At 39.8% G+C, this 22,316-nt stretch carries 10 protein-coding genes; all 10 read left to right on the top strand.

Translation table 11 applies throughout. From position 1 onward, the window contains the following. The first annotated feature begins 119 nt into the window (after positions 1 to 119). The 10 genes from M2448_RS19005 to M2448_RS18960 all read left to right on the top strand — a co-directional run bounded on the left by M2448_RS19005 (position 120) and on the right by M2448_RS18960 (position 22,304). Entirely contained in the window at positions 120 to 3,281 is a 3,162-nt protein-coding gene (locus tag M2448_RS19005; RefSeq protein WP_280647708.1) for a TonB-dependent receptor, read from the top strand. A 13-nt stretch (positions 3,282 to 3,294) separates the two neighbouring features. Continuing rightward, positions 3,295 to 5,118, top strand: coding sequence for a RagB/SusD family nutrient uptake outer membrane protein (locus tag M2448_RS19000; protein ID WP_280647709.1), 1,824 nt, complete (start codon positions 3,295 to 3,297; stop codon positions 5,116 to 5,118). 37 nt (positions 5,119 to 5,155) lie between these two features. Next, complete coding sequence (locus M2448_RS18995) at positions 5,156 to 8,254, top strand: TonB-dependent receptor (RefSeq protein ID WP_280647710.1); 3,099 nt, start codon at positions 5,156 to 5,158, stop codon at positions 8,252 to 8,254. Positions 8,255 to 8,292: 38 nt separating this feature from the next. Next, positions 8,293 to 10,203, top strand: a complete 1,911-nt coding sequence (locus tag M2448_RS18990; RefSeq protein WP_280647711.1) for a RagB/SusD family nutrient uptake outer membrane protein — start codon at positions 8,293 to 8,295, stop codon at positions 10,201 to 10,203. 26 nt (positions 10,204 to 10,229) lie between these two features. Further along, complete coding sequence (locus M2448_RS18985) at positions 10,230 to 10,631, top strand: hypothetical protein (protein ID WP_280647712.1); 402 nt, start codon at positions 10,230 to 10,232, stop codon at positions 10,629 to 10,631. Positions 10,632 to 10,796: 165 nt separating this feature from the next. After that, positions 10,797 to 14,900 (top strand): hybrid sensor histidine kinase/response regulator transcription factor, encoded by a 4,104-nt coding sequence (locus M2448_RS18980; RefSeq protein WP_280647713.1) that lies wholly within the window; start codon positions 10,797 to 10,799, stop codon positions 14,898 to 14,900. Between the two features lie 86 nt (positions 14,901 to 14,986). Further along, positions 14,987 to 16,843: a TonB-dependent receptor gene (locus M2448_RS18975; protein WP_280647714.1), complete on the top strand. Its 1,857-nt coding sequence runs from the start codon at positions 14,987 to 14,989 to the stop codon at positions 16,841 to 16,843. 10 nt (positions 16,844 to 16,853) lie between these two features. Beyond that, positions 16,854 to 18,581, top strand: coding sequence for a pectate lyase (locus M2448_RS18970; protein ID WP_280647715.1), 1,728 nt, complete (start codon positions 16,854 to 16,856; stop codon positions 18,579 to 18,581). Between the two features lie 131 nt (positions 18,582 to 18,712). Continuing rightward, entirely contained in the window at positions 18,713 to 20,140 is a 1,428-nt protein-coding gene (locus tag M2448_RS18965) for an alpha-L-fucosidase (RefSeq protein WP_280647716.1), read from the top strand. Between the two features lie 28 nt (positions 20,141 to 20,168). Continuing rightward, the gene (locus M2448_RS18960; protein ID WP_280647717.1) at positions 20,169 to 22,304 is read left to right on the top strand and encodes a TIM-barrel domain-containing protein; all 2,136 of its coding nucleotides are present in this window, start codon (positions 20,169 to 20,171) and stop codon (positions 22,302 to 22,304) included. Positions 22,305 to 22,316 lie beyond the last annotated feature (12 nt).

The following is a 22,316-nucleotide window of genomic DNA, read 5'->3' as shown; positions in this document are numbered from 1 at the left end:
CTGTTTTATAATTGAAATAACAATGACAACCTACAGCAAACGAGTATTCTAAAATTTGAAACGAATAATAAACTTTAATCTAATAAGGAATGGAAAATCACACAAAACAAAAAAGGAAAATGAGAAGGAAAGGGTATCCAGCGAGAGCCCTGTTCTTGTTGCTGATTACTGTTTTCCAGTTTTTTGTAGTATCTGTTTTTGCCCAATCGGTAAATGTTAAGGGGAAAGTCCTTACCAGCGAAGGCAAACCCATAGAAAATGCTATTGTGCAAACTAGTAGTATGGATAAGGATACAAAAACTGATAAATCGGGGATATTCTCTATAAGAATAGAACCGAAAGAGGAACTCATTGTCGTAAAAGAGGGATTTATTTCTCAGAAAGTCTCTTACAATGGTGAATCCGAATTGGTTATCAATCTCAGTATCTATTCAGGAGAGAATGAAAACAATCTGGTGAACATCCTTTACGGTAAGCGAAGAGAACAAAACATTACTGCTGCAGTATCGCATATAAGTGGGGCTACCGTAGAAAACAATCCGATAGTAAGTAATAATTTGCGTCTTGCCGGATATTTACCGGGACTGATGGTTCTCCAGTCAAACGGTGAACCCGGAAATGAAGGTTCAAGGACGTTGCTTCGCGGAAGAAGAACTCTGAGCAACCATGACAATACTCCTGTATTTATAATAGATGGTTATGAGAGAGACTTTTCACTTCTCGACCCTAACGAAATAGAATCGATAACAGTATTGAAAGATGCTGCCGCTGCTGCTCAATATGGCTTGAGGAGTGGTAATGGAATAGTCCTTGTAACAACAAAACGGGGAAATGAAGGAAAAATAAAAATTTCTTTCAATATGCGAGCCGGAGTGAAATCTCCTACAACTAAACCAAAATTTCTGAATGCTTACAATTATGCGCAATTGTATAATGAAGCTCAATGGAATGACTATGATGACGGAACCCGTACACAAGAACAACTCAATGCTTTCAAACCCGAATATTCGTCAGCAGTTTTAGAGAAATACCGTCTTGCTGCACAAGGGATATACAATGATGAAATGGATCGTTATTTATATCCGGATAATAACTGGTACAACGACTATGTAAAAGATGATGTATGGCAACAGCGTTACAGCGTCGATGTAAGAGGAGGTAATAAATTTGCCAAATATTTTGTTTCGTTGGGCTATACAAATAGCGACGGTATGTTTAAGGTTGACAAAGATGCTAATCAATACAATACGAATGCTAACTTCAACATGTTTACCCTTCGTTCCAATGTTGATATCCAGGCTACAAGCAAATTATTGTTATCCCTTGATCTATCCGCACGACAAGAGCAAAGAAACTCTCCGGGCGAACGTGATGGCTATACATCTCGTATTTTCCAGTCACTATACCGCACTCCTCCAAATGCGTTCCCCGTTTTTATGCCGGATGGAAGTATTGCAGGAACAAAGGATATAACAAATAACCCATATGGACTATTGAACAAACAGGGATATACGCAGTACTATATCCGCAATATATTTACTACAGTGAAGGCAAAATATGATTTGGATATTATAACTAAAGGCCTTAACCTGTGGGGAGAATTTGCGTTCGATAATTGGTTCGATCAGGAAACAACGCGCAACAAAACATTTCAGGTTTATAGTCTGAATACGACTAAAAATGAAGATGGGACTTACTCTCCGGTATACGACTCTAAGGGTAATTTAAGTTATACGCCAACAGGCAAAGATACTCAAATGGGGACTGGTGGTAGCTATCCGGGATCAACACGCACAATGGCTTTGAAGTTTAGTCTTGATTATACTAAACAGATAGGAGATAATACGATATATGCTTTACTGGGCTATTCTCAACGCCAGATCTCACAAGAAAACAATTCCAATCTAGCCCGTCAATACAGAGGTCTTAACACCCGTATTTCTTACGCTTATAAAAATCGTTATCTAGCAGAATTCACTGCCGGATATGAAGGTTCGGAGCAAATGCCTCCTAAGAATAAGTTTGGATTTTTTCCTGCGGTATCCGTTGGTTGGATTTTGTCAGAAGAAGATTTTCTTAAAGGAAATAAATTGATAAACTTCCTCAAACTAAGAGCTTCATACGGACTTACAGGAAATGATGACATGGGTGGTTATTTCATGTACCTCGAAAGATATGTAAAAGATGGTGGTATAAATATGGGACAATCAGCTACAGGGCTTGACGGATGGTACGAAGACGTCCTTGCCCAGAAAGAGGTTACATGGGAAAAAGTAAGAAAAGCAAATATCGGTATCGATGGAAAATTCTTATCAGATAAGTTAAGTCTTTCATTCGATGTCTTTATGGAGAAGAACTCGGATATTATGGTTGACCGCAACAAGAGTTTGCTTATGGGTATCAGGCTTCCGCTCTATCCCGCAGGAAAAGTGGATAATAAAGGTCTGGAACTCGGGATCAGTTATAGTGATAATATTGGTAAAGACTTCGAATACATGATCTCAGGCATGTTCTCCACATCAAAAAACAAAATTGTGGAAATGAACGAAATCACACCATACTGGGACTATCAGCAAGTAACAGGGCGCAGCATCGGAAACGTATTTGGCTACGAAGCAATAGGCTTCTTCTCGCAAGCTGATATCGACAATCCCGATACTCCTTCACAATTTGATGTAGCGGGTAAAGTTGTACGTCCGGGCGATATTATGTATAAAGATCAGAATGGCGATGGTGTAATAAATACCGAGGATATGGTATATCTTGGAGACAACGAGTCCAATAATTTCGCATCACTTGCATTAGGTTTGAGATATCGCAGATTTGATTTTAACATACAATTTACCGGACAGTTTGGAGGCACAAGAGGATTGAATAATGAATTGGCATACGAATTCTATAGCAATGGAGGAGTAATGGAGCATCACCTGAACCGCTATAACCCGCGCGACCCTGAAGCATACCAAAGTCATGGAATGAAATTCTACAAAGGGGATTATCCTCGCCTGTCGATCGAACGTACGGCAAATAACCGTGCTGCATCTGACTTCTGGCGTGTGCCTAACGACCTTTTACGTCTCAAAAGCCTTGAAATAGGATATACATTTGATAAGGAGCTATTGAAAAAAGCAAGAATAGAAAAACTTCGCCTGTATGTAAACGGCTACAACCTTCACACATGGTCGAAAACTGATCTTGTGGATCTTGAAGCCGGTTCAGGCTCGGGTGTATTTTATCCTATCCAGCGAATATGGAATTTTGGAATCAATGTAACATTCTAAAAACGAGAAAACAATGAAAAAAATATATTATATAATATCATCCTTACTATTGTTCAGCCTCTATAATTGTAGCGAGGATCCTCTGGATAAAACTCCGGTTAATTTCTTCGATATGGAATACGTTTTTACCGACTCCATAAGAGCTGAGGCTTTTGTAAACAACATGCTTACAGAACGTCCCGACGAAATAAACGCAAGCTATAACCGCTATGAAGGCAATTCTATGTTGGCAGCGGCTAGCGATGAAGCAACACATGTATCTACTAACAAAAATGCAAGATATGCACCTCAGAAAATGAGTGCAGGCCTCTGGGGACCAACAAATATGCGCCTTTACCGTTCCGATGATGGTGTAGGCAATGTAGGTGCATGGTACAGATGGGGCGGCTACTGTGGCATACGCAAGGCGAATAAAGTGCTGGAGGGACTTCAGATGATGAACGATCGCCATGCAGGAGAACGTTTCCGCAAAAGGATGGAGGGCGAGGCTTTGTTTCATCTGGCTTTGAGCCATTTCTGGTTATTCCAGAAGTGGGGAGGCATACCGATCGTAGACAAAGTATATGATGACGAAGAAGTGATAGAAACCCCAAGGGCTTCTGTCGAAGAAATTGTGAACTTTATACTCAGAATATGTGATGAAGCTTACGAATGCTTTCCTGAAGAAAGATATACCCAGACTCATGAAATTGGGCGATATGACAGAGGTGCTGTGCTGGCTCTCAAATCGAGAGTGTTATTATATGCCGCAAGTCCGTTATATAACGGAACTGGTTTCGATGGACAGTCAAATCCGTTGATATGCTACGGAAATACAGACAATAAACGTTGGGAAAAAGCAGCGAAAGCAGCACAAGACCTTATCGATTTCGGATGGTATTCCTTATATGTGAAAAACAAAGATGCAAGTCTTACTCAGGCCAAAGCAAGTGAAAATTATGCCAGCTATTTCAACTACTGGAATCAATCTACCATAAATCCTGAAATTATAATAGTAGGACGTATAAGGGCTGCAAACCGAAATACTGAAGCCGATAATTTTCCTGCCGGATTTACCAATGCAAAAGGAGGAACCTGCCCGTCTCAGGAGATGGTAGATGCTTACGAAATGAGTGATGGAACTCTATTTGACTGGAATAATCCTGAGCATAAAAAGAATCCGTATGCAAACCGCGATCCTCGCTTTTATGCAAGTATTATTTATCATGGGGCTACTTATGCTAAATTTTCAGGAGAGAGCAACTATACATTCGATATATCGGAAGAGGGCGTAAATAAAAGAGGGCAAGCTGCAACAACGACTGGCTATTATCTCAATAAATTTATGGATTACTCAGTGGTTAATATTGTTACTAATTCGGGTTCTGTAGATCATGTATGGTCACATTTCCGTCATGCCGAAACCTATCTGAATCTTGCTGAAGCCGGAAACGAATTTAACGGGCCGAATTATATGGTTCCGGGTGCAAAAAATCCGATAACTCCGGTTCAGGCTCTCAACCTGATAAGAGCACGTTCAGGGATGCCGACTGTGGAGGCGACATTCGCTAAAAGAGGAATTGAACTGAATAAAGAAAATCTAAGAGAATTTATCCGTCAGGAACGTCGTATCGAACTAGCATTCGAAGAGCACCGTTTTTATGATGTCAGAAGGTGGATGACTATCAAGGATGGACTTATCCATGGGGTGAAGATAACCAAGATCAATGATGAGAGCAATTATGAAATTGTAGATGTGGAGAAAAAAGTATTCGATAATAAGAAACATTACTTCTTCCCTATACCTTACAAAGAAATCTTTGTGAACAGGAATCTGCAACAAAATCCGGGATGGTAACAATATAAAAGTGTGTAAATAATAAAAATAGACGAAGATGAGAAAATACATCATATTAACACTGATATTCCTGAATATAGCTGTTGTGCAAGCCTTTGCCCAAAAGAGAACTATTACAGGGACAGTATTGGATGAGCAAGATAATGAACCATTGGTCGGAGCCTCAATTGTAGAAACCGGTACTACCAATGGTACAATGGCTGATGCTGACGGTAATTTTTCGCTGAGCATCTCTGGGAATGCAAAATCTCTGACGGTAAAATATATCGGATACATTACGAAGGATATACCGCTTACCACCTCTAATAACTATAAAGTATCATTGGAGATGGAAACCAATACCCTCGATGATATTGTTGTAGTCGGGTTTGGTACACAGACTAAAGCTAGTGTTGTAGGCGCCATATCGCAAGTGGCAGGAAAAGACATGGAAAAGACGGCGACCCCCAACTTATCCAATGCTTTGGCCGGTCGTGCATCAGGGGTTATAACAATAATGGGTAGTGGAAAACCGGGTGATGATGATTCTCGGATACTGATTCGGGGACAAGCAAGCCCGAATAGTGCCGATCCTTTGGTACTCGTAGATGGAGTAGTGCGTACCGACTGGCGGGAAATAGACTCTAACGATGTTGAATCAATATCGGTACTGAAAGATGCTTCAGCTACAGCTGTATTTGGTGTTCGTGCGGGAAATGGAGTTATTATCATTACAACCAAACGAGGAACAAAAGGCAAACCTACATTCAAACTTACTTCTCAGACGGCAATCAGCCAGGCAATACGATTACCTGAGTATTTACAATCTTATGATTATGCGACTTTGTATAATGAAGCCTGCCGTAACGATGGTATCACTCCGTTTTATAGTGAAGCTGACTTGGAACACTACCGCACAGGGGATTCACCATATACACATCCCGATAATGATTACTATAAAGATTTTCTCAAAAAGACAGCACTTCAGCAAATGATTAACGTCAGTGCTTCGGGCGGAACAGATTTTGTATCATATTATATTTCAGGCAACTTTGTTACGCAAGAGGGACTTTATAGAACTATAGAAAATGATAATTATCCTACTAATAACAGATATACACGTTACAATTTCCGGTCGAATCTTGATTTTAATATAACAAAATCCACAAAAGTGGGCGTTGACTTGTCTGCCCGTCTGGAAACAAGAAACCAGGCTAATAACGGGAGTGCTATCTTTGACAGGATACAAAAAATGGCTCCTAACTGGCAACCATATATCAATCCCGATGGCTCGTTAAATAATAAAACGAGGGATCAATTCAATCCTATTGTTATGATATCGAAGTTAGGTTATCGATGGAATTATACCAATGTTTTTGAGGGATCACTTACACTCGATCAGAATCTGGATGTGATTACCAAAGGACTGAAACTTAAACTTCTGGGAAGTATACGCAATACGTTTAGATCTCAAAAGTATATAACAGAAGAACCTGAAGCATGGTACTACGATAAAAATGGACAATATTACGGAGACGAATTGCAGCGTGTAGATATAGCTTATTCGCAAAGTAAAGGCCCTGCTTTGAGAAGAACAGATATTCAGGCAAGCCTGAATTACAACAGAACATTTAACGATCATACAGTAGGGGCACTTGTATCTTACTATCAGGATCAGAGGATCGATGAATTTGATGTTCCTATAACAGTTTTGGGATGGGCTACACGCGCTACATATGGATTTAAACAGCGCTATCTTGCAGAAGTAAATGCCGGATATAACGGATCTACCAATTTTGCCAAAGATAAACGATATGCATGGTTTCCTGCTTTTTCACTGGGTTGGGTAGTTTCGGAAGAAGGGTTTTGGAAGAATAATATTAAGGCTGTAGACTTTCTTAAGATAAGAGGATCATACGGAGAAACCGGAAATGATAAGTTTGGCTCATTCAAGTATTTTTATGAACAATTATATTTAATTACTCCGGGTGGAGACGGGAACCAGATTTACTGGGGCGAAAATCCATCGGGAAATCAGGAGAAAGGAATATACGAAGGCAAATTAGGAAATAGTGAGGTTACATGGGAAAGAGCCCAAAAATTCAATATCGGATTTGATACGAGAATGTTCGATTCGAAGCTATCGATTACTGTTGACTTTTTTCAGGAAAAACGTAACGATATCCTTGCTATCCCATACAGCATCCCTCTTATCTTAGGAATGGGATTACCTACCAATACCAATAGAGGATTGCCTCCGGGTAACATTAATAAGGTGTTGAACAGAGGTATTGATATAGAAGTGGGATTTGACGGAAAAGTTAAAGACTTCGAATATTATGCAAAAGGAAACTTTACGTTTGCTCGTAACAAGTTTACCAAAATAGACGAAGAAAATGTAGTCTATGAATGGGAATCCAACCTGAACAGACCGATCGGACAAATATTTGGACTGACAGATTTAGGCTTATACCAGATTGATGATTTCAAGCAAAATGCAGATGGAACATTATATCTTGATGGAGGTTTCCCTGTATTGGTAGACGGATTACCTACACCTATGTTTGGTCCTGTATATCCCGGAGATTGCAGATATGAAGACCTGAATGGAGATGGAGTTATAGATAAATATGATGTTGGGGCAATAGGCAAATCTAAAACGCCTGAATATTCTTTTGGATTAACTCTTGGAGGACGTTTCAAAGGTTTCGATTTCTCAGCATTGTTTCAAGGTGCAGGTGGTGGAAATATGCCATTGAGAGAATATGCCATATGGGAATTTTATACCAGTAAGAATGGTAACGGTAAAGTAATGGAACACCACCTTGATCGTTACATTCCGGAAGATCCGGCAACATGGGAAACAGCAAAGTACCCGCGTCTGCATTCAGGTACAAATGCCAACAACCATCAGATGAGTACAAGATGGCTATTTGACAGATCGTATGTGCGACTAAAAAATATGGAAATAGGGTACACCCTCCCCAAAAAGGTCGCAAAAAAGGCATTCATGTCATCTTGCAGGATTTTTGTTAGTGGCGACAACCTTATCACATGGGATAATATGATGAGCTGGGATCCGGAATCATCGAGCGAAACAGGCTCGGCATATCCTCAGATGCGGACATGGAATGCCGGTATAAATATTACTTTCTGATTAGATATACTATAAATCAAATAAAAAATAAAGCAGTTATGAAAAACAATATCATTATATATTTATTGTTTCTTATTGCATCTTTCAGTTTTGCATCTTGTTCGGTAGAAGGCGATAGTATTCTTGACAAAGCGGAATCGGGAGAATTGAATGAAGATAAGGTATTCAGCAATGCTCAAAATACAAAACAGTTCCTTACCAATATATATATAAATCTACCATATGGTTGGGATCAGCAGTATTGGATTGATGGAGTGACCGATGATGGCGAACACAGGCCTTTTAATACATGGTCTAAAAATATCGTATTAGGCTCATATGGGGCTACCAACCTACCTAATCAGTTCGATCGTTGGACGAAATACTATGAAATGATCAGGGCTTGTAACAAGTTCATAGAAAAAGTAGATCAGAGCCCTATCGACCTGGAAAGCTATACAAAAACGGAAGCAATACGCACTCGCATGAAATATGAAGCAATATGTCTTCGGGCCTACTATTATGCAGAACTATTGCGTTGGGTAGGTGGAGTACCTATTATAACCGAGGTGTTGGACGTTGACTCTCCCGAGCTTTATTCGCCTCGGGCCAATTTGCAGGAAATGAGAGATTTTATCATCTCGGAATGCGATCTGGCTGCGGCAAATCTTCCGGCATACCCAACCGAGTCTATCGATTTCGGTAGGGTTACAAAAGCTGTGGCACTGGCTATCAAATCTCGTGTGTTGTTACAATTAGCCAGTCCGCTATTCAACAGTGACGTTGATGCTTATGGCAACAAAACAGAACTATGTGCCTGGAGCTGGGGAAACTATGATGCTAAAAGATGGGAAGATGCAGCAAAAGCTGCCGAAGAATTTATGGCAGTGCGAAAGGAGGATGGTTCTTCATACGGACTGCATACTAATACAACTAAACCCAGCAATTGGGGTAAATCTAGCTTCACCTGTTTAGCTTCACAAAACTCTCTTGGTTTCTATTGGGTATTTATAGAAAGGCTCAATCCTGAAGTTATCCTTTGCTATTCTAAAAAAGGAGGTTCCACGAACGAAGTGACAAAATGGAGTGTACCGCACTCTATGCAAAAAGAGCAGACTCAGGCAGGGGCAACGCTTCCTACGATGAATTTTGTCGGTAGTTTCGAAACTCGTAATGGGATCAAAATATACGAAACAAACGAAGACGGTTCGTATAAGACTGATGCTAATGGTGAATTTATTGTAAGGCAAGCAGCTAAAGATGACGGATTCGATCCTCAAGATCCGTATAAGAACCGGGATAATCGTTTTTATCATTGTGTATATTACAATACACAGAAGGCTAATGGTGTAGAATTTGAAATCTGGCGAACCGAAACCGATCCTATTGTCTATGGGCGCGAATACAATGAGACTTATAATCATACCGGATTCTTCAATCGTAAATTCAACGATCCATTCAAAGTATTTCCTAAAACGGATCGTGTATCTACAATTAGTGGTACTTCTACCAGTGCATTCCCTTTGATTCGTTATGTTGAGATGCTGCTCAACTACGCTGAGGCTCAGAATGAATTTTTGGCAGACGGAGCAGACCGTTCGTCAGTAATTGCCCGTCTCGATCTTATAAGGAGCAGAGCCGATATGCCGGATGTAAAAACAACTTTCCAAAGAAATGGGTGGTCTGTCAATAATAAACAACAAATGCGGGAATTTATCCGTAACGAGCGCCGCATCGAATTAGCTTTTGAAATTCACAGGATACACGATGTTCGTCGCTGGAAGATAGGAGAAAGTACCCAAAAGATAATATATCAGCAGGATATAGTAAAGGATAGAGCTAATGATAAATATACGTACTATATTAAGATATGGAAGAACCGAGTTTTTATGCCAAAACACTACATTCAACCGATCCCTTACTCGGAGGTAAAGAATAATCCGAATATGGTTCAAAATCCGGGATGGTAAACAGTATAAACAAAAAAGAAACCGATATGAAAAAGATATTATTTGTAATGATGACTGCTCTTCTGTTTTTTAGTGCTTGCGGAGAGGAAGATTTGTACGAAAAATACGGTCCGGAGATACTCTTTTACGAATATGAAGCCGAAGGAGTAAAAACCACAGAGTTTAATTCTATTACACTGGGTGCCGACAAAACCGAATTTACATTGTTTGCCCGGGTAAGTGCACCTTTTAAGCTTAAAGAGATAAAGGTATTCAGAGAAGAATCATTAATAAAAACAATCAATGATTTTTCGGCAGAAAAAAAGCCTACCGAATACTTTCTTAAACAAGCGATAGAGAATATAGCTGTGGGTACCACGCAGATCCGGGTTGAAGCAACAGATTTGGATGGGAAACTTACAATCAGGACGTTTAGAATAATCAAATAGGCTGGGTAAATAATTAGATGTATCTGAAGGGGCATTGGCATTTAAAATGTCAATGCTTCTTCGCTTTATGTTAATTATTTATGATGATACAAATTGCCGGGCTAATAATTAAATTGTTTTTCCTATTTTTACTATTGATATCACTTAACTGAAAAATCTACTGCTATGAGAAGACTCCTTCTTGTTTCTCTTCTTATTATCTCGAATATTGTTTTATCCAATGAGCGTTACTATTTTTCCAATTTGTCTCTTGGAGATGGATTATCGCAAATAACTGTTGTTTGCATACATCAGGACAAGAGTGGGTCCATGTGGTTTGGAACCCGAAACGGGCTCAACAGGTATGATGGCTATACATTTGATACCTACTTCACAAGGACAGAAGATAATGCCTCTATAAGTGATAATCACATATTGTGTATAACCGAAGATAAGGATGGAACTCTATGGATTGGCACTAATAACGGACTGAACAAACTGGATTTGTCTACAAATAAATTTACAAGATATTTTCATGAGAAAGACAATGATTATTCGTTAATGCATAGCACAATTCTTTCGATATACTTTGATAAGGACAATAATCTGTGGGTAGGAACAAATGATGGCCTTTGCCTATATAATAGGGAGACAGATTCGTTTAAACGTATATCTATCGGTAATTTATCCTTGATTGACAGAATCAATGCGATAGCTCGTCAAGGGGATGAATTGTATTTAGGAACACTGGGAGAAGGGCTGGTGGTATATAATATAAAAAACGAAACTTATAAGGTCTATAAAAACAAGCCGGGCGATCCGAATAGTATACCACATGATTACGTTAGAGCTGTTTTTATCGACCATGATGAGAACCTGTGGATAGGTACGAGGCATGGAGGAGTAGGATTGCGGAAAAAAGGAGAAGATGCATTTAGGGTATTTAATCAGAATAATGGCCTTACGAATAATTATGTGAGAAGTATAACAGAAGCGCCGGATGGCTCAATATTGATTGGAACTTATAATGGACTGAATGTAATAGATACAAAAACATGGTCAATAGAACAATACAAAAAATATGGTTCGGGGCAGGGAAATTTAAGCCATTATTCCATTATTTATACATACTTCGACCGGGCAAATACATTGTGGGTAGGTACTTACGCGGGTGGAGTATGTTATTATAACAGATACGGACAAAAATTCCAGTTTTATAGTCCCAATAATAATCAGGAAAATATTCTAGGAATAGTAGGCCCTATGATTGATCACAATAATAAACTATACATAGCTACAGAAGGAGGAGGATTACTCGTCATGGATAAATCGGCCGAAACTTTCCGGCGCTATAAAATGTATGAAGGAAATGTAGATGAATACGGCAAGAATACGATTAAGTCTCTCTGTTTAGACGGAAATCGTATCCTATGCGGAACAAATATAGGTACTATCCATAGCTTTGATATTAATGCAGAGAGATTTTCGCTGTTATATGATCTCAAAAATGAACGTTCAATTTATTATATAGGCAGGGCTCGAAACAAAAATTTGATTATAGGAAGTGTTAGTAACGAGGGTTTACTTTCCATATCTCCGGATGGTGTGATAAAAAGAACTATTACTGTTGATGGAAAAGAGGTTGCTATTGGAGATGTAAGATGTGCGTATGAGCTGAAAGATGGTGTGTTTCTGGTAGGTACCCGCAATGACGGGCTTTTTTATTACGATTCTCAAAAACAAATATTGAAAGTATATAAGAATGATCCAGCAAACAACAATCCGGACAAGATTCCTGAAAATTATGTAAGCAATATATTCGAAGATAGTATGGGGAATATCTGGATCGGCACTTTTGGCGGTGGTTTGGCTATATTCGATCCTCAAAACGAAAAGTTCACAACCTATAGTAAGAAGAACGGATTATCGGATGACAATATATGTGCTATAGTAGAGGATAATAACAGGCATCTATGGATAAGTACCATTAGCGGTATCTCCGATTTTGATATGGAGATGAAGTCTTTCGTAAATTATACACATTCCAATGGTATAAAGATAGATGAGTTTACTCCTCATGCCGGCATAAGGCTAAAGAACGAGAATATAATTTTCAGTGGAAACAATGGATTTGTATTGTTCAACCCCCAGAGGATGTCGGTCAATCCGTATATTCCTCCGGTTATTTTAAAGAATCTATTCATAAATAACGACTTGATCTTACCGGAAGGCAGGGATGGCATATTGGGCGAACAACTCAGCAATCAGGAAAAAATTGTTTTAGAGTATAACCAGTCGAATATTGCGATTGAATATAGCGCCTTAAATTATGTTTTCTCTGATAAGAACCAGTATGCATATATGCTCGAAGGCTTCGATAAAGAATGGAATGAGGTAGGGAACAGGCGCGTAGCTTATTATACGAATGTTCCTCCGGGCAATTATAAATTCATAGTCAGAGGATCGAACAATGATGGCACATGGAACAATGACGGAGCCAGTATAATGATCGAAATTTTACCTCCATTCTGGAAAACATGGTGGGCTTATTGTCTGTACTTTATCCTGATTTCAGGAATATTATTCTTTATTTATCGCTATTTCAATGAGAAAAAGCGTTTGCAGAATGATATAAGAATGAAACAAATAGAGACTAAAACGCAACGCGAATTCCATGAAGCCCGCAATAAACTATTTACGAATTTTTCTCACGAACTGAGAACCCCTCTTACTCTTATAATGAGCCCGATAGAAGATTTAATTGATAAAGAAACTCTAACGCAAAAAGGGAAACACAATCTATTGCTGATGCGAAACAATGCAAAACGATTGCTTCGTCTGGTAAACAACCTCATGGATTTTCAGAAAAAGGAAAGTGGGACAATGGTGCTGAAAGTTTCGCAGGGAGATTTTGTGCAGTTTACCGAAGAGATGGTATCATCATTCGAAGAACTTGCCTGTTCCAGATATATAGAACTGAAATTTGATCACTCTGTAGATTCAGTAGAAAGCTGGTATGATAAAAGTATGATGGAAAAGGTGTTTTTCAATTTTCTGTCCAATGCTTTAAAGAATGTGCCAAATGGAGGGGCTATATCAGTTTCTTTAAGATCAGAATCACTGGACAGATTACGCAATTTATACCCGGAAAGAACAATAATGTTTAATAAATCAGAAATCGATTATCTGATATTAGACATAAAAGATTCGGGAGTTGGCATTCCGAAAGATCAACTGGAAGATATATTTATTCCCTTCTATCAGGTAGCGCAAAATGAGCATTCAGCGTCGGGTACAGGATTGGGGCTAAGCCTAAGTAAATCGATCATAGAAATGCATCATGGCGTCATTTGGGCCGAAAGTCCCGATGGAGAAGGAGCTTTATTCAGATGTATATTGCCTGTAGATAAGAGTTGTTTTTCGGCAAGTGAAATTGTAGATGAAGATAAGTATGAAGGTTCATTGTTGAACAAGATAGAGATACCTGAAGAATCGGTTGCAGATAAGAATAGTAAAAAGAAAAACTATTCGGTACTTGTTGTCGAGGATAATACCGAGTTGAGAAATTATATTGTTTCACATTTGGCAGAAATATATAATGTAATGGAAGCATCTAACGGAGAAGATGGCATAACAAAAGCGATAAACACTCTTCCCGATCTGATAATATCCGACCTTATGATGCCCAAGATGGATGGAATGGAAATGTGTTCGAAGATAAAGAATGATATCCGCACAAGTCATATTCCTGTTATTATGTTGACAGCCCGCTCTATGGCATCCGACATAAAGGAAGGCTATGAAACAGGAGCCGATGACTATATCACCAAACCTTTCGATTCTTCCCTGCTAATGGTGAGGGTAAGTAATATAATACAGGCAAGAGCAAAATTGAAGGATATATACGGCAAGCGTTTTTCTTTAGAATCTTTAGGAGTTGAGGCCGTTTCGGTCGATGAGCAGTTTATGCAAAAGCTGTATACTATACTGGAAAACAATATTTCCAATCCTGAATTCGATTTAGATAGTTTCTGTCAGGAAATAGGTATGAGCCGCACTAATTTATACAGGAAAATAAAATCCGTTACAGGCCTGTCTCCGAATGAATATTTACGAAACTTCCGTCTGACAATGGGAGCAAAAATGCTGAAAGAAGCCAAGCTGCCCGTTTCTGAAGTATATGTGGCTGTGGGCTTCAATAGTCATGCTTATTTTTCCAATTGTTTCAAGACTCATTTTGGAGTATCGCCTACAGAATACGTAAATAATCCCCCTAAAAACGAGGAATGACCCATATCTTCAAATATTTGGAAAGTAAATGCAAATAACACATAGTTTCTTGGAATAGTTTTACATTACAAATTATCTAAGAAATCATGAAAAAACATATTTTCCGGTTTTTACTATTATCCTCCTCTTGTTGGATTTCAGCTCAAGAGGTGAGTAGGGATACTATCTCGTTAAATGAAATAACAATAGTCAGTACAACAAAGACACAAATAGCCCGCAGCCAGGTACCGGCAACTGTTTCTGTCGTATCTCGTAGTGAGATAGAAGATAGCGGAGAATCGGCTGTTCTATCTGTCTTGTCGGGGCGTGTTCCCGGTTTGTTTGTTACCGAGCGAAGCACCACCGGATTCGGAGTGTCGTCAGGGTCGGCCGGAGCTGTAAATATCAGAGGTGTCGGCAGCGGCAACAAGGTACTTATGCTACTTGATGGGCAGCCACAATGGGCTGGTCTGTTTGGGCATCATCTCCCCGATGCTTATGTGTCATCCGATGCCGAAAAAGCAGAAGTGATACGTGGACCGGGTTCATTACTTTATGGCTCTAATGCCATGGGAGGAGTTATTAATGTAATTTCCCGCCGGCCACACCTGAATGGCATACACGGGCAGGGACAGATTCAGTATGGATCATATAATACGCAAAAATACATGGCTAATGCCGGATTATATGAGGATCGCCTTAATGCATTTGTCTCAATCAACCATAACAGGACAGACGGACATCGTGATAATTCTAAATTCTATATTACAAACGGCTTTGCAAAAGCCGGGTATAAGATTTCCCCAAACTGGGATTTTTCAGGAAATGCAATGATTGCCAAGTTCAAGACAAATAACCCGGGAAGCATAACACAACCGATGATTGAGAATTGGGCTGATGTTCTGCGTTCGTCTTATTCGGTTTCAGTAGAGAATGATTACGGCAAAACCAGCGGAGCCGTAAAAGCATTTTATAACTACGGAAATCACGAAGTAAATGACGGTTGGAAAAATGGAAAGCCCCGAGAATATCTTTTTCAGTCGCGTGACCATAATGCCGGCATTATGGCCTATCAGTCTCTCCGTCTTTTCTCAGGCAATCTGGTAACAGCAGGCCTCGATTATAAAAACTGGGGAGGCAAAGCCTGGAATCAGTATCCTGATAGAGATGACGACCTTGCGGATAAATCGGTGAACGAAACAGCAGTATACCTTCTTATACAACAGTCTTTATTCAAATCTCTTACTCTGAATGCCGGAGTCCGTCTTGAGATGAATGATGTTTTTGGCAACGAATGGATACCTCAGGCTGGTATTGCATACCGGGTGTCAGATAACACAACATTGAAAACATCTCTGTCTAAAGGTTTCAGAAGTCCTAATATCCGCGAATTGTATATGTTTATTCCTGCCAATCCTGATCTGAAACCCGAATCGATGATGAGTTATGATTTTTCGGTATTGCATGAGCTAATAGAGAGAAAACTCAATCTCGAATTCACAGCCTTTTTTATAGATGGAAAGGACATGATTCAGCAAATATCGATTGACGGTAAGCCGAAAAATATAAACACCGGATCATTTATCAACAAAGGATTTGAGTTTGCAGTAAATTACCGGATTATGCCCGGCCTTAAACTGATGGCTACCTATAGTTACTTGTATACTGACAAACCTATTGTAGCTGCGCCGAAACATATGGCTTTTGTGGAAGCGAATTACAAGACAGGGGCTTTCTCTTTCAATCTGAATTCGCAATACATAGATGGGTTATATACAGTGACAGGAAATAATCCGCGAACCGAAAATTACCTGTTATTCAATGGGCGTATCGTCTATCAGCTTACCAAACAAGTATCTTTTTTTGTGAATGGAGAAAACCTGACAGCACGAAAATACATGATCAATGATGGATTCCCCATGCCAAAGGCTACATTTATGAGTGGCGTGAATTTTACATTTTAAAAAATACAATATGAAAAAAGTTATATATATCTTATCTGTCCTTCTATTATCTTCTATTTGTGTGTATGCACAGTTTCAGAGCGAACTCGTCCGTTTCGGACAGGATGGCAAATTAGTATATAATCCATATACGGACAAGGGGGATATAATCCCCGATTTCTCTCATTGTGGATATATGGGGGGCGGCGTTCCTATTCCTGATGTAAAGGTGGTAGCTGTATTAGCTAAACCGTCTGGAGGAGATGATACCCCAATTATCCAAAACCTTATTGATTCTGTAAGTAAATTGAAACTGGGATCGGACGGATTCAGGGGAACAATACTCATCAAAAAAGGAATCTATAAAATATCGTCGCCTATAAAAATCACAGCGAGCGGAATAGTCTTGCGAGGTGAAGGTAATGATAAAGAGCGCGGGACGATTTTTCTGGCCACCTCTCCTCAGAGATCCAATGTGATAGAACTTGGAACCAAGCAGGCTTTCTCTCGGGATATTTTATCCGAAAAATATATTACAGACGAATATGTGCCATCGGGTAGCAGAATGGTGCATGTAAAAGATGCCGACAAAACATTCAAAGCCGGAGATAAAGTGATTGTCCACCGCCCTAGTACAAAGGCATGGATTCATTTTATTGGTATGGATTCAATACCTCCCCGCCCAAAGTCGGGAGAATCTACTTACGATTCTTTTTTGCGTTATCGTGAATTAGGGGATAAGATGGATACCAATGGCACCAAACAATGGACAGAAGGCTCCAGAGATTTGATTTTTGAACGGACAATTGTTGCCGTCGATGGAGATAAAATCGCATTGGATATTCCATTGGTCAATGCATTACAAAAAGAATTTGGAGGAGCCCGGATATATAAATACAGCTTTGATGAAAGAATATCCCATTGCGGAGTAGAAAATATTTACGGAATGTCTTTATTCGATGAAAGTGTAAAGCAAGATAACAGATATATCGGAGAATACTATTGTGATGAAAAACACGCTAATAATTTTATATTCTGTCATTCGATTGAAAACGCCTGGGTACGCGATGTCAGTGTCGAGCACTTCGATTGTTGTGTTTGGACATCACGTTATGCAAAATTTATAACAGGGCAGGATTTATCGGCAACCAATCCTATTTCTGTTATCACCGGAGGGCGGCGCTATGCTTATTCGGTATGGGGGCAAATGAATTTGTTCCAACGCTGTTATTCAAGTCATCACCGGCACGAATTTGTCCTCGGTGCTAGTGTGGCCGGACCTAATGCATTTGTTGATGGGCATGGCGATATGACATTTGCCTCTAGCGAACCGCATCAGCGTTGGGCAGCAGGATGTTTGTATGACAATATTACAATCAAAGGGCCGGATGGCTCTTTGCTCGCGGTAAACAGGGCTTGGTATGGTTCGGGACACGGATGGTCCGGAGCACAAATCGTTTTCTGGAATTGCAGCGCACCTGTAATAATGGTTATGCAACCACCTACAGCCCAAAATCTTGCAATCGGTAGTGGCGGAGCTATAGACGATGAATGGGAAGAAAACAGCAGGACAAAAACAATCAGGGCTATTAACGGAGTATCGCGAAGCCAATTTGAATATAAAGGAGTGGCTTCTGTGGGTGATGGCTGGATCGAATTAGCCGATAAAACAGTTGAACCAAAAAGCTTGTACTATCAGCAATTGAAAGATCGTTTAGGTACAGAAGCAATGATCGCTATTTCTCATCGTAAGAAATAAGATCAGTCAATTAAAAGCTGTTTTCATTCCTAAATGGATATATTTTGTAAATATATGGAATGTTTTTACAAATAGTTTTTTGCAGTTAAAACTACTTTTGTTAGGTATCGTAAAAAACTTGAATCATAATCATGAAGAAATCTATACTACTTATTTTATTCTGTTTTATATTCCATCTGGCCGGAGCTCAGAACGCAGCACATGACAAAAAGATGAACTGGTGGCGCGAGGCCCGTTTCGGAATGTTTATCCACTGGGGCCCTTATTCCATACTTGGCGGAGTATATAATGGCCATCAGCAACGTCGCGGAGGCGCCGAATGGATTATGAATCGTTGTAAAATACCTGTTGCCGAATATCAGCAATATGCTAGTGGGTTCAATCCTGTAAAATACGATCCGGAATCCTGGGTGTTATTGGCAAAAGAGGCTGGGATGAAATATATTGTTATCACGGCAAAACATCACGACGGTTTTGCCATGTTTAAAAGCGATGCCAGTAAATTCAATATAGTAGATTTTACTTCCTATAATAAAGACATATTGGATATGTTGGCAAAGGCTTGCCGAAAGCATAATATGAAACTGGGCTTTTATTATTCACAGGCACAGGACTGGAATAATCCCGGAGGATCAGTCGCCCGTAAAGTGATGAACGAAGGCTGGCCAAATCCCGATTCGGTGAAAATAGATGAATATACATTGGCTCATGCCGGACATTGGGATCCTGCTCAGGAAACTCGCACAATGGAAGAATATATCGATCGGGTTTCTGTTCCACAATTAAAAGAATTACTGTCGAATTATGGTGATGTGGCTGTCATTTGGTGGGATACTCCGACACGTATGACGGACGAATTTGCCGAAAAATTGGATGCTGTATTGAAAGAATATCCCAATGTGATAACCAATGATCGGCTAAAACGCCCCAATTTTCCCGGAGATTACAGAACCCCGGAACAGAAAATTCCTGATCCAAGCGAATTGGACGGACGCGACTGGGAAACATGTATGACGATGAATAGTTCATGGGGATATAAAAGCTGGGATTCGAAATGGAAAACCACCGAAACTTTAATAAGGAATCTTATCGATATTGCATCCAAAGGAGGGAATTATTTGCTCAATATAGGCCCTACGGCCGAAGGGGAAATCCCTCAACAGAGTATCGATGGCCTTAAAGCTATTGGCAAATGGATGAAAGTGAATGGTGAAGCCATCTATGGAACACAGAAAAGCCCTGTGAAGAAACCGGTATGGGGATGTATTACAAGAAAGGATAATAAAAATAATACCACTTTGTTTTTGTCGGTTTTCGACTGGCCTTCTGATGGGAAGCTGCTATTGAAAGCTGATTTAGAGATACAACAGGCCATTCTGTTACAAAGTAAGTCCACATTAAAGTTTAATAAAACAAAAGAAGGAATATTAATCAATCTTCCTGCTAATATGCCGGATAAAATAGCAACAGTTATTAAATTGAAAATAAAAGGTAAATTATCCTCTGATGATAGAATGCAAAAATCTGGAAAATCTTTTGATATTTTAGATGAACAATAGTCCCGAAAAAATTAAAAACTATAATAAGATGAGAAACACGTTACTAGCTGTATTTTTGCTATTCTCGGCAATACTTACAGCCCAGTCGATACAATGGACGGAAGAATTTCCCGGAGTGTGGAAGGGAGTATTCGGTAAACCGGATAAATATAATCTACTGACTGCAGCCGAATGTAAACCAAGAACAGAGGCATTGAAAAATTTCTCTTCACTATCATTTCCTTTGACCAAAGAAGATATCCATGCCGAAATTATAGACGGTAAAACATATCTGCGTCTACCATTGATCAAAGAAGAACAAATATTTGGTCTTGGTCTTAATTTTCAGACAGTTCACCAAAGGGGTAAAATCTTGAATCTTCATGTCGATCATTATGGAGGAAAAGATAATGGGCGTACCCATGCACCCGTTCCTTTCTATGTTTCGTCGAAAGGTTATGGGATATTCATCAACTCGGCGCAGTATCTTACATTCTATGTAGGCACCGGAGTGCGTAAAGATTCAAAGAACCCACCTGTGGCAAAAGATCGCAATACGGACAAATCGTGGAGTGCCCGTCCTTACTCCGATGCAGTAGAGGTGTTTATTCCGGCCGAAGGAATCAAGTTTTATGTGTTTTCGGGCAATACTGCTCTGGATGCGATAAAAAAATATAACCTGTTCTGTGGTGGTGGCACATTGCCTCCGCGCTGGGGGCTTGGCTTTACGCAACGTGTACAGAAATTGTACACAGCTGCCGATGTGGAAAAAGAAGTGGATGAATTCGAAAAACAAGGTTATCCTCTCGATTTTATAGGGCTTGAACCTGGATGGCAAACAAAAGCATACCCATGTACATTCGAGTGGGATAAAAAACGCTTCCCCGATCCGGCGGGCTTTACAAAGAAAATGCTGGCAAAGGGTGTTCGTCTCAATCTGTGGACAAATCCTTATGTTTCGCCTGATGCGTCTATCAGTAAAGAAATAGAACCATTTACCGGCACACATACTGTTTGGTGTGGCACTGTTCCTGATCTGAACCACCCTGAAGCTAAAAAAATATTAGGGAACCAATTAGATAAAGATCAGGTGAAGATAGGTGTCAGCGGCTACAAAATAGATGAAGTGGATGGATATGATTTCTATCTGTGGCCCGATATGGCTAAGTTTCCTTCGGGAATAAGTGGGATACAGATGCGTCAGACTTATGGCGTATTGGCTCAAAAACTAACTGATGACCTGTATCGTAAAGAAAATACCCGCACATTTGGTCTGGTAAGGGCGTCGAATGCCGGAGCCAATAATATGCCTTATGTTATTTATAATGATTATTACAGTCATCAGGACTTTATAACGGCACTTGTCAATAGTGGTTTTTGTGGTGTATTGTGGACACCTGAAGTAAGGAATTCAAAAACAGGAGAAGAGTGGTTGCGCCGCTTTCAGTCGGTTACTTTTTCTCCTATGGCAATGATAAATGCCTGGTCGAGCGGAACAAAACCGTGGTCATTTCCCGAGGTAGCCGATCAGGTGAGGTATTATGCCGGACTGCGTATGCAATTGATGCCATATTTCTATTCCGAATTTGCAAAATACCATTTCGAAGGAACACCTCCTTTCCGTGCTATGGCGCTTGAAGAAGGTTTCAGAAATGATTCTAAAACTATTGCCGGAAGCCAAAATCTGGAAGATAACCCTTATCTGGAAGCAGTAAATAAGGAAGTCAAAGATCAATACATGGCAGGCGAATATTTGTTGGTAGCACCTATGTTCGTCGGTCAGCAATCACGTAAAGTGCTGCTTCCTCTGGGTAACTGGTATGATTTTTATACAGGAGAATTTGTGGGTAATGGTAAAGAAATAACAGCGAATCCCGGTCTCGACAGAATACCTGTGTATGTGAAAGACGGAGGTGTCATCCCGATGATGAATGTCCGCCTGCATGCGCCATCGGCTAACGAGAAAGTAGACATAGAGATCCGCCATTACGGGACAAAGGAAAGTTCATATAGCTTATATGACGATGATGGCTTGACATTTGATTATGAAAAAGGCATGTTTTCGTGGCGAAAAATTGAAATAAAGAAAGATAAAAAAGGACAACTCGCAGGAAAGATATCTACTCCCGAAAAAGGAAAACCTGATACAGTCGGAAAAGTTACTTTCCGGTTTATGACAAAATAGAATTACTTTATT

The organism is Dysgonomonas sp. PF1-14 (assembly GCF_029892965.1).
Taxonomy (GTDB): domain Bacteria; phylum Bacteroidota; class Bacteroidia; order Bacteroidales; family Dysgonomonadaceae; genus Dysgonomonas.
This window is presented reverse-complemented; position numbering and strand designations above follow the sequence as displayed.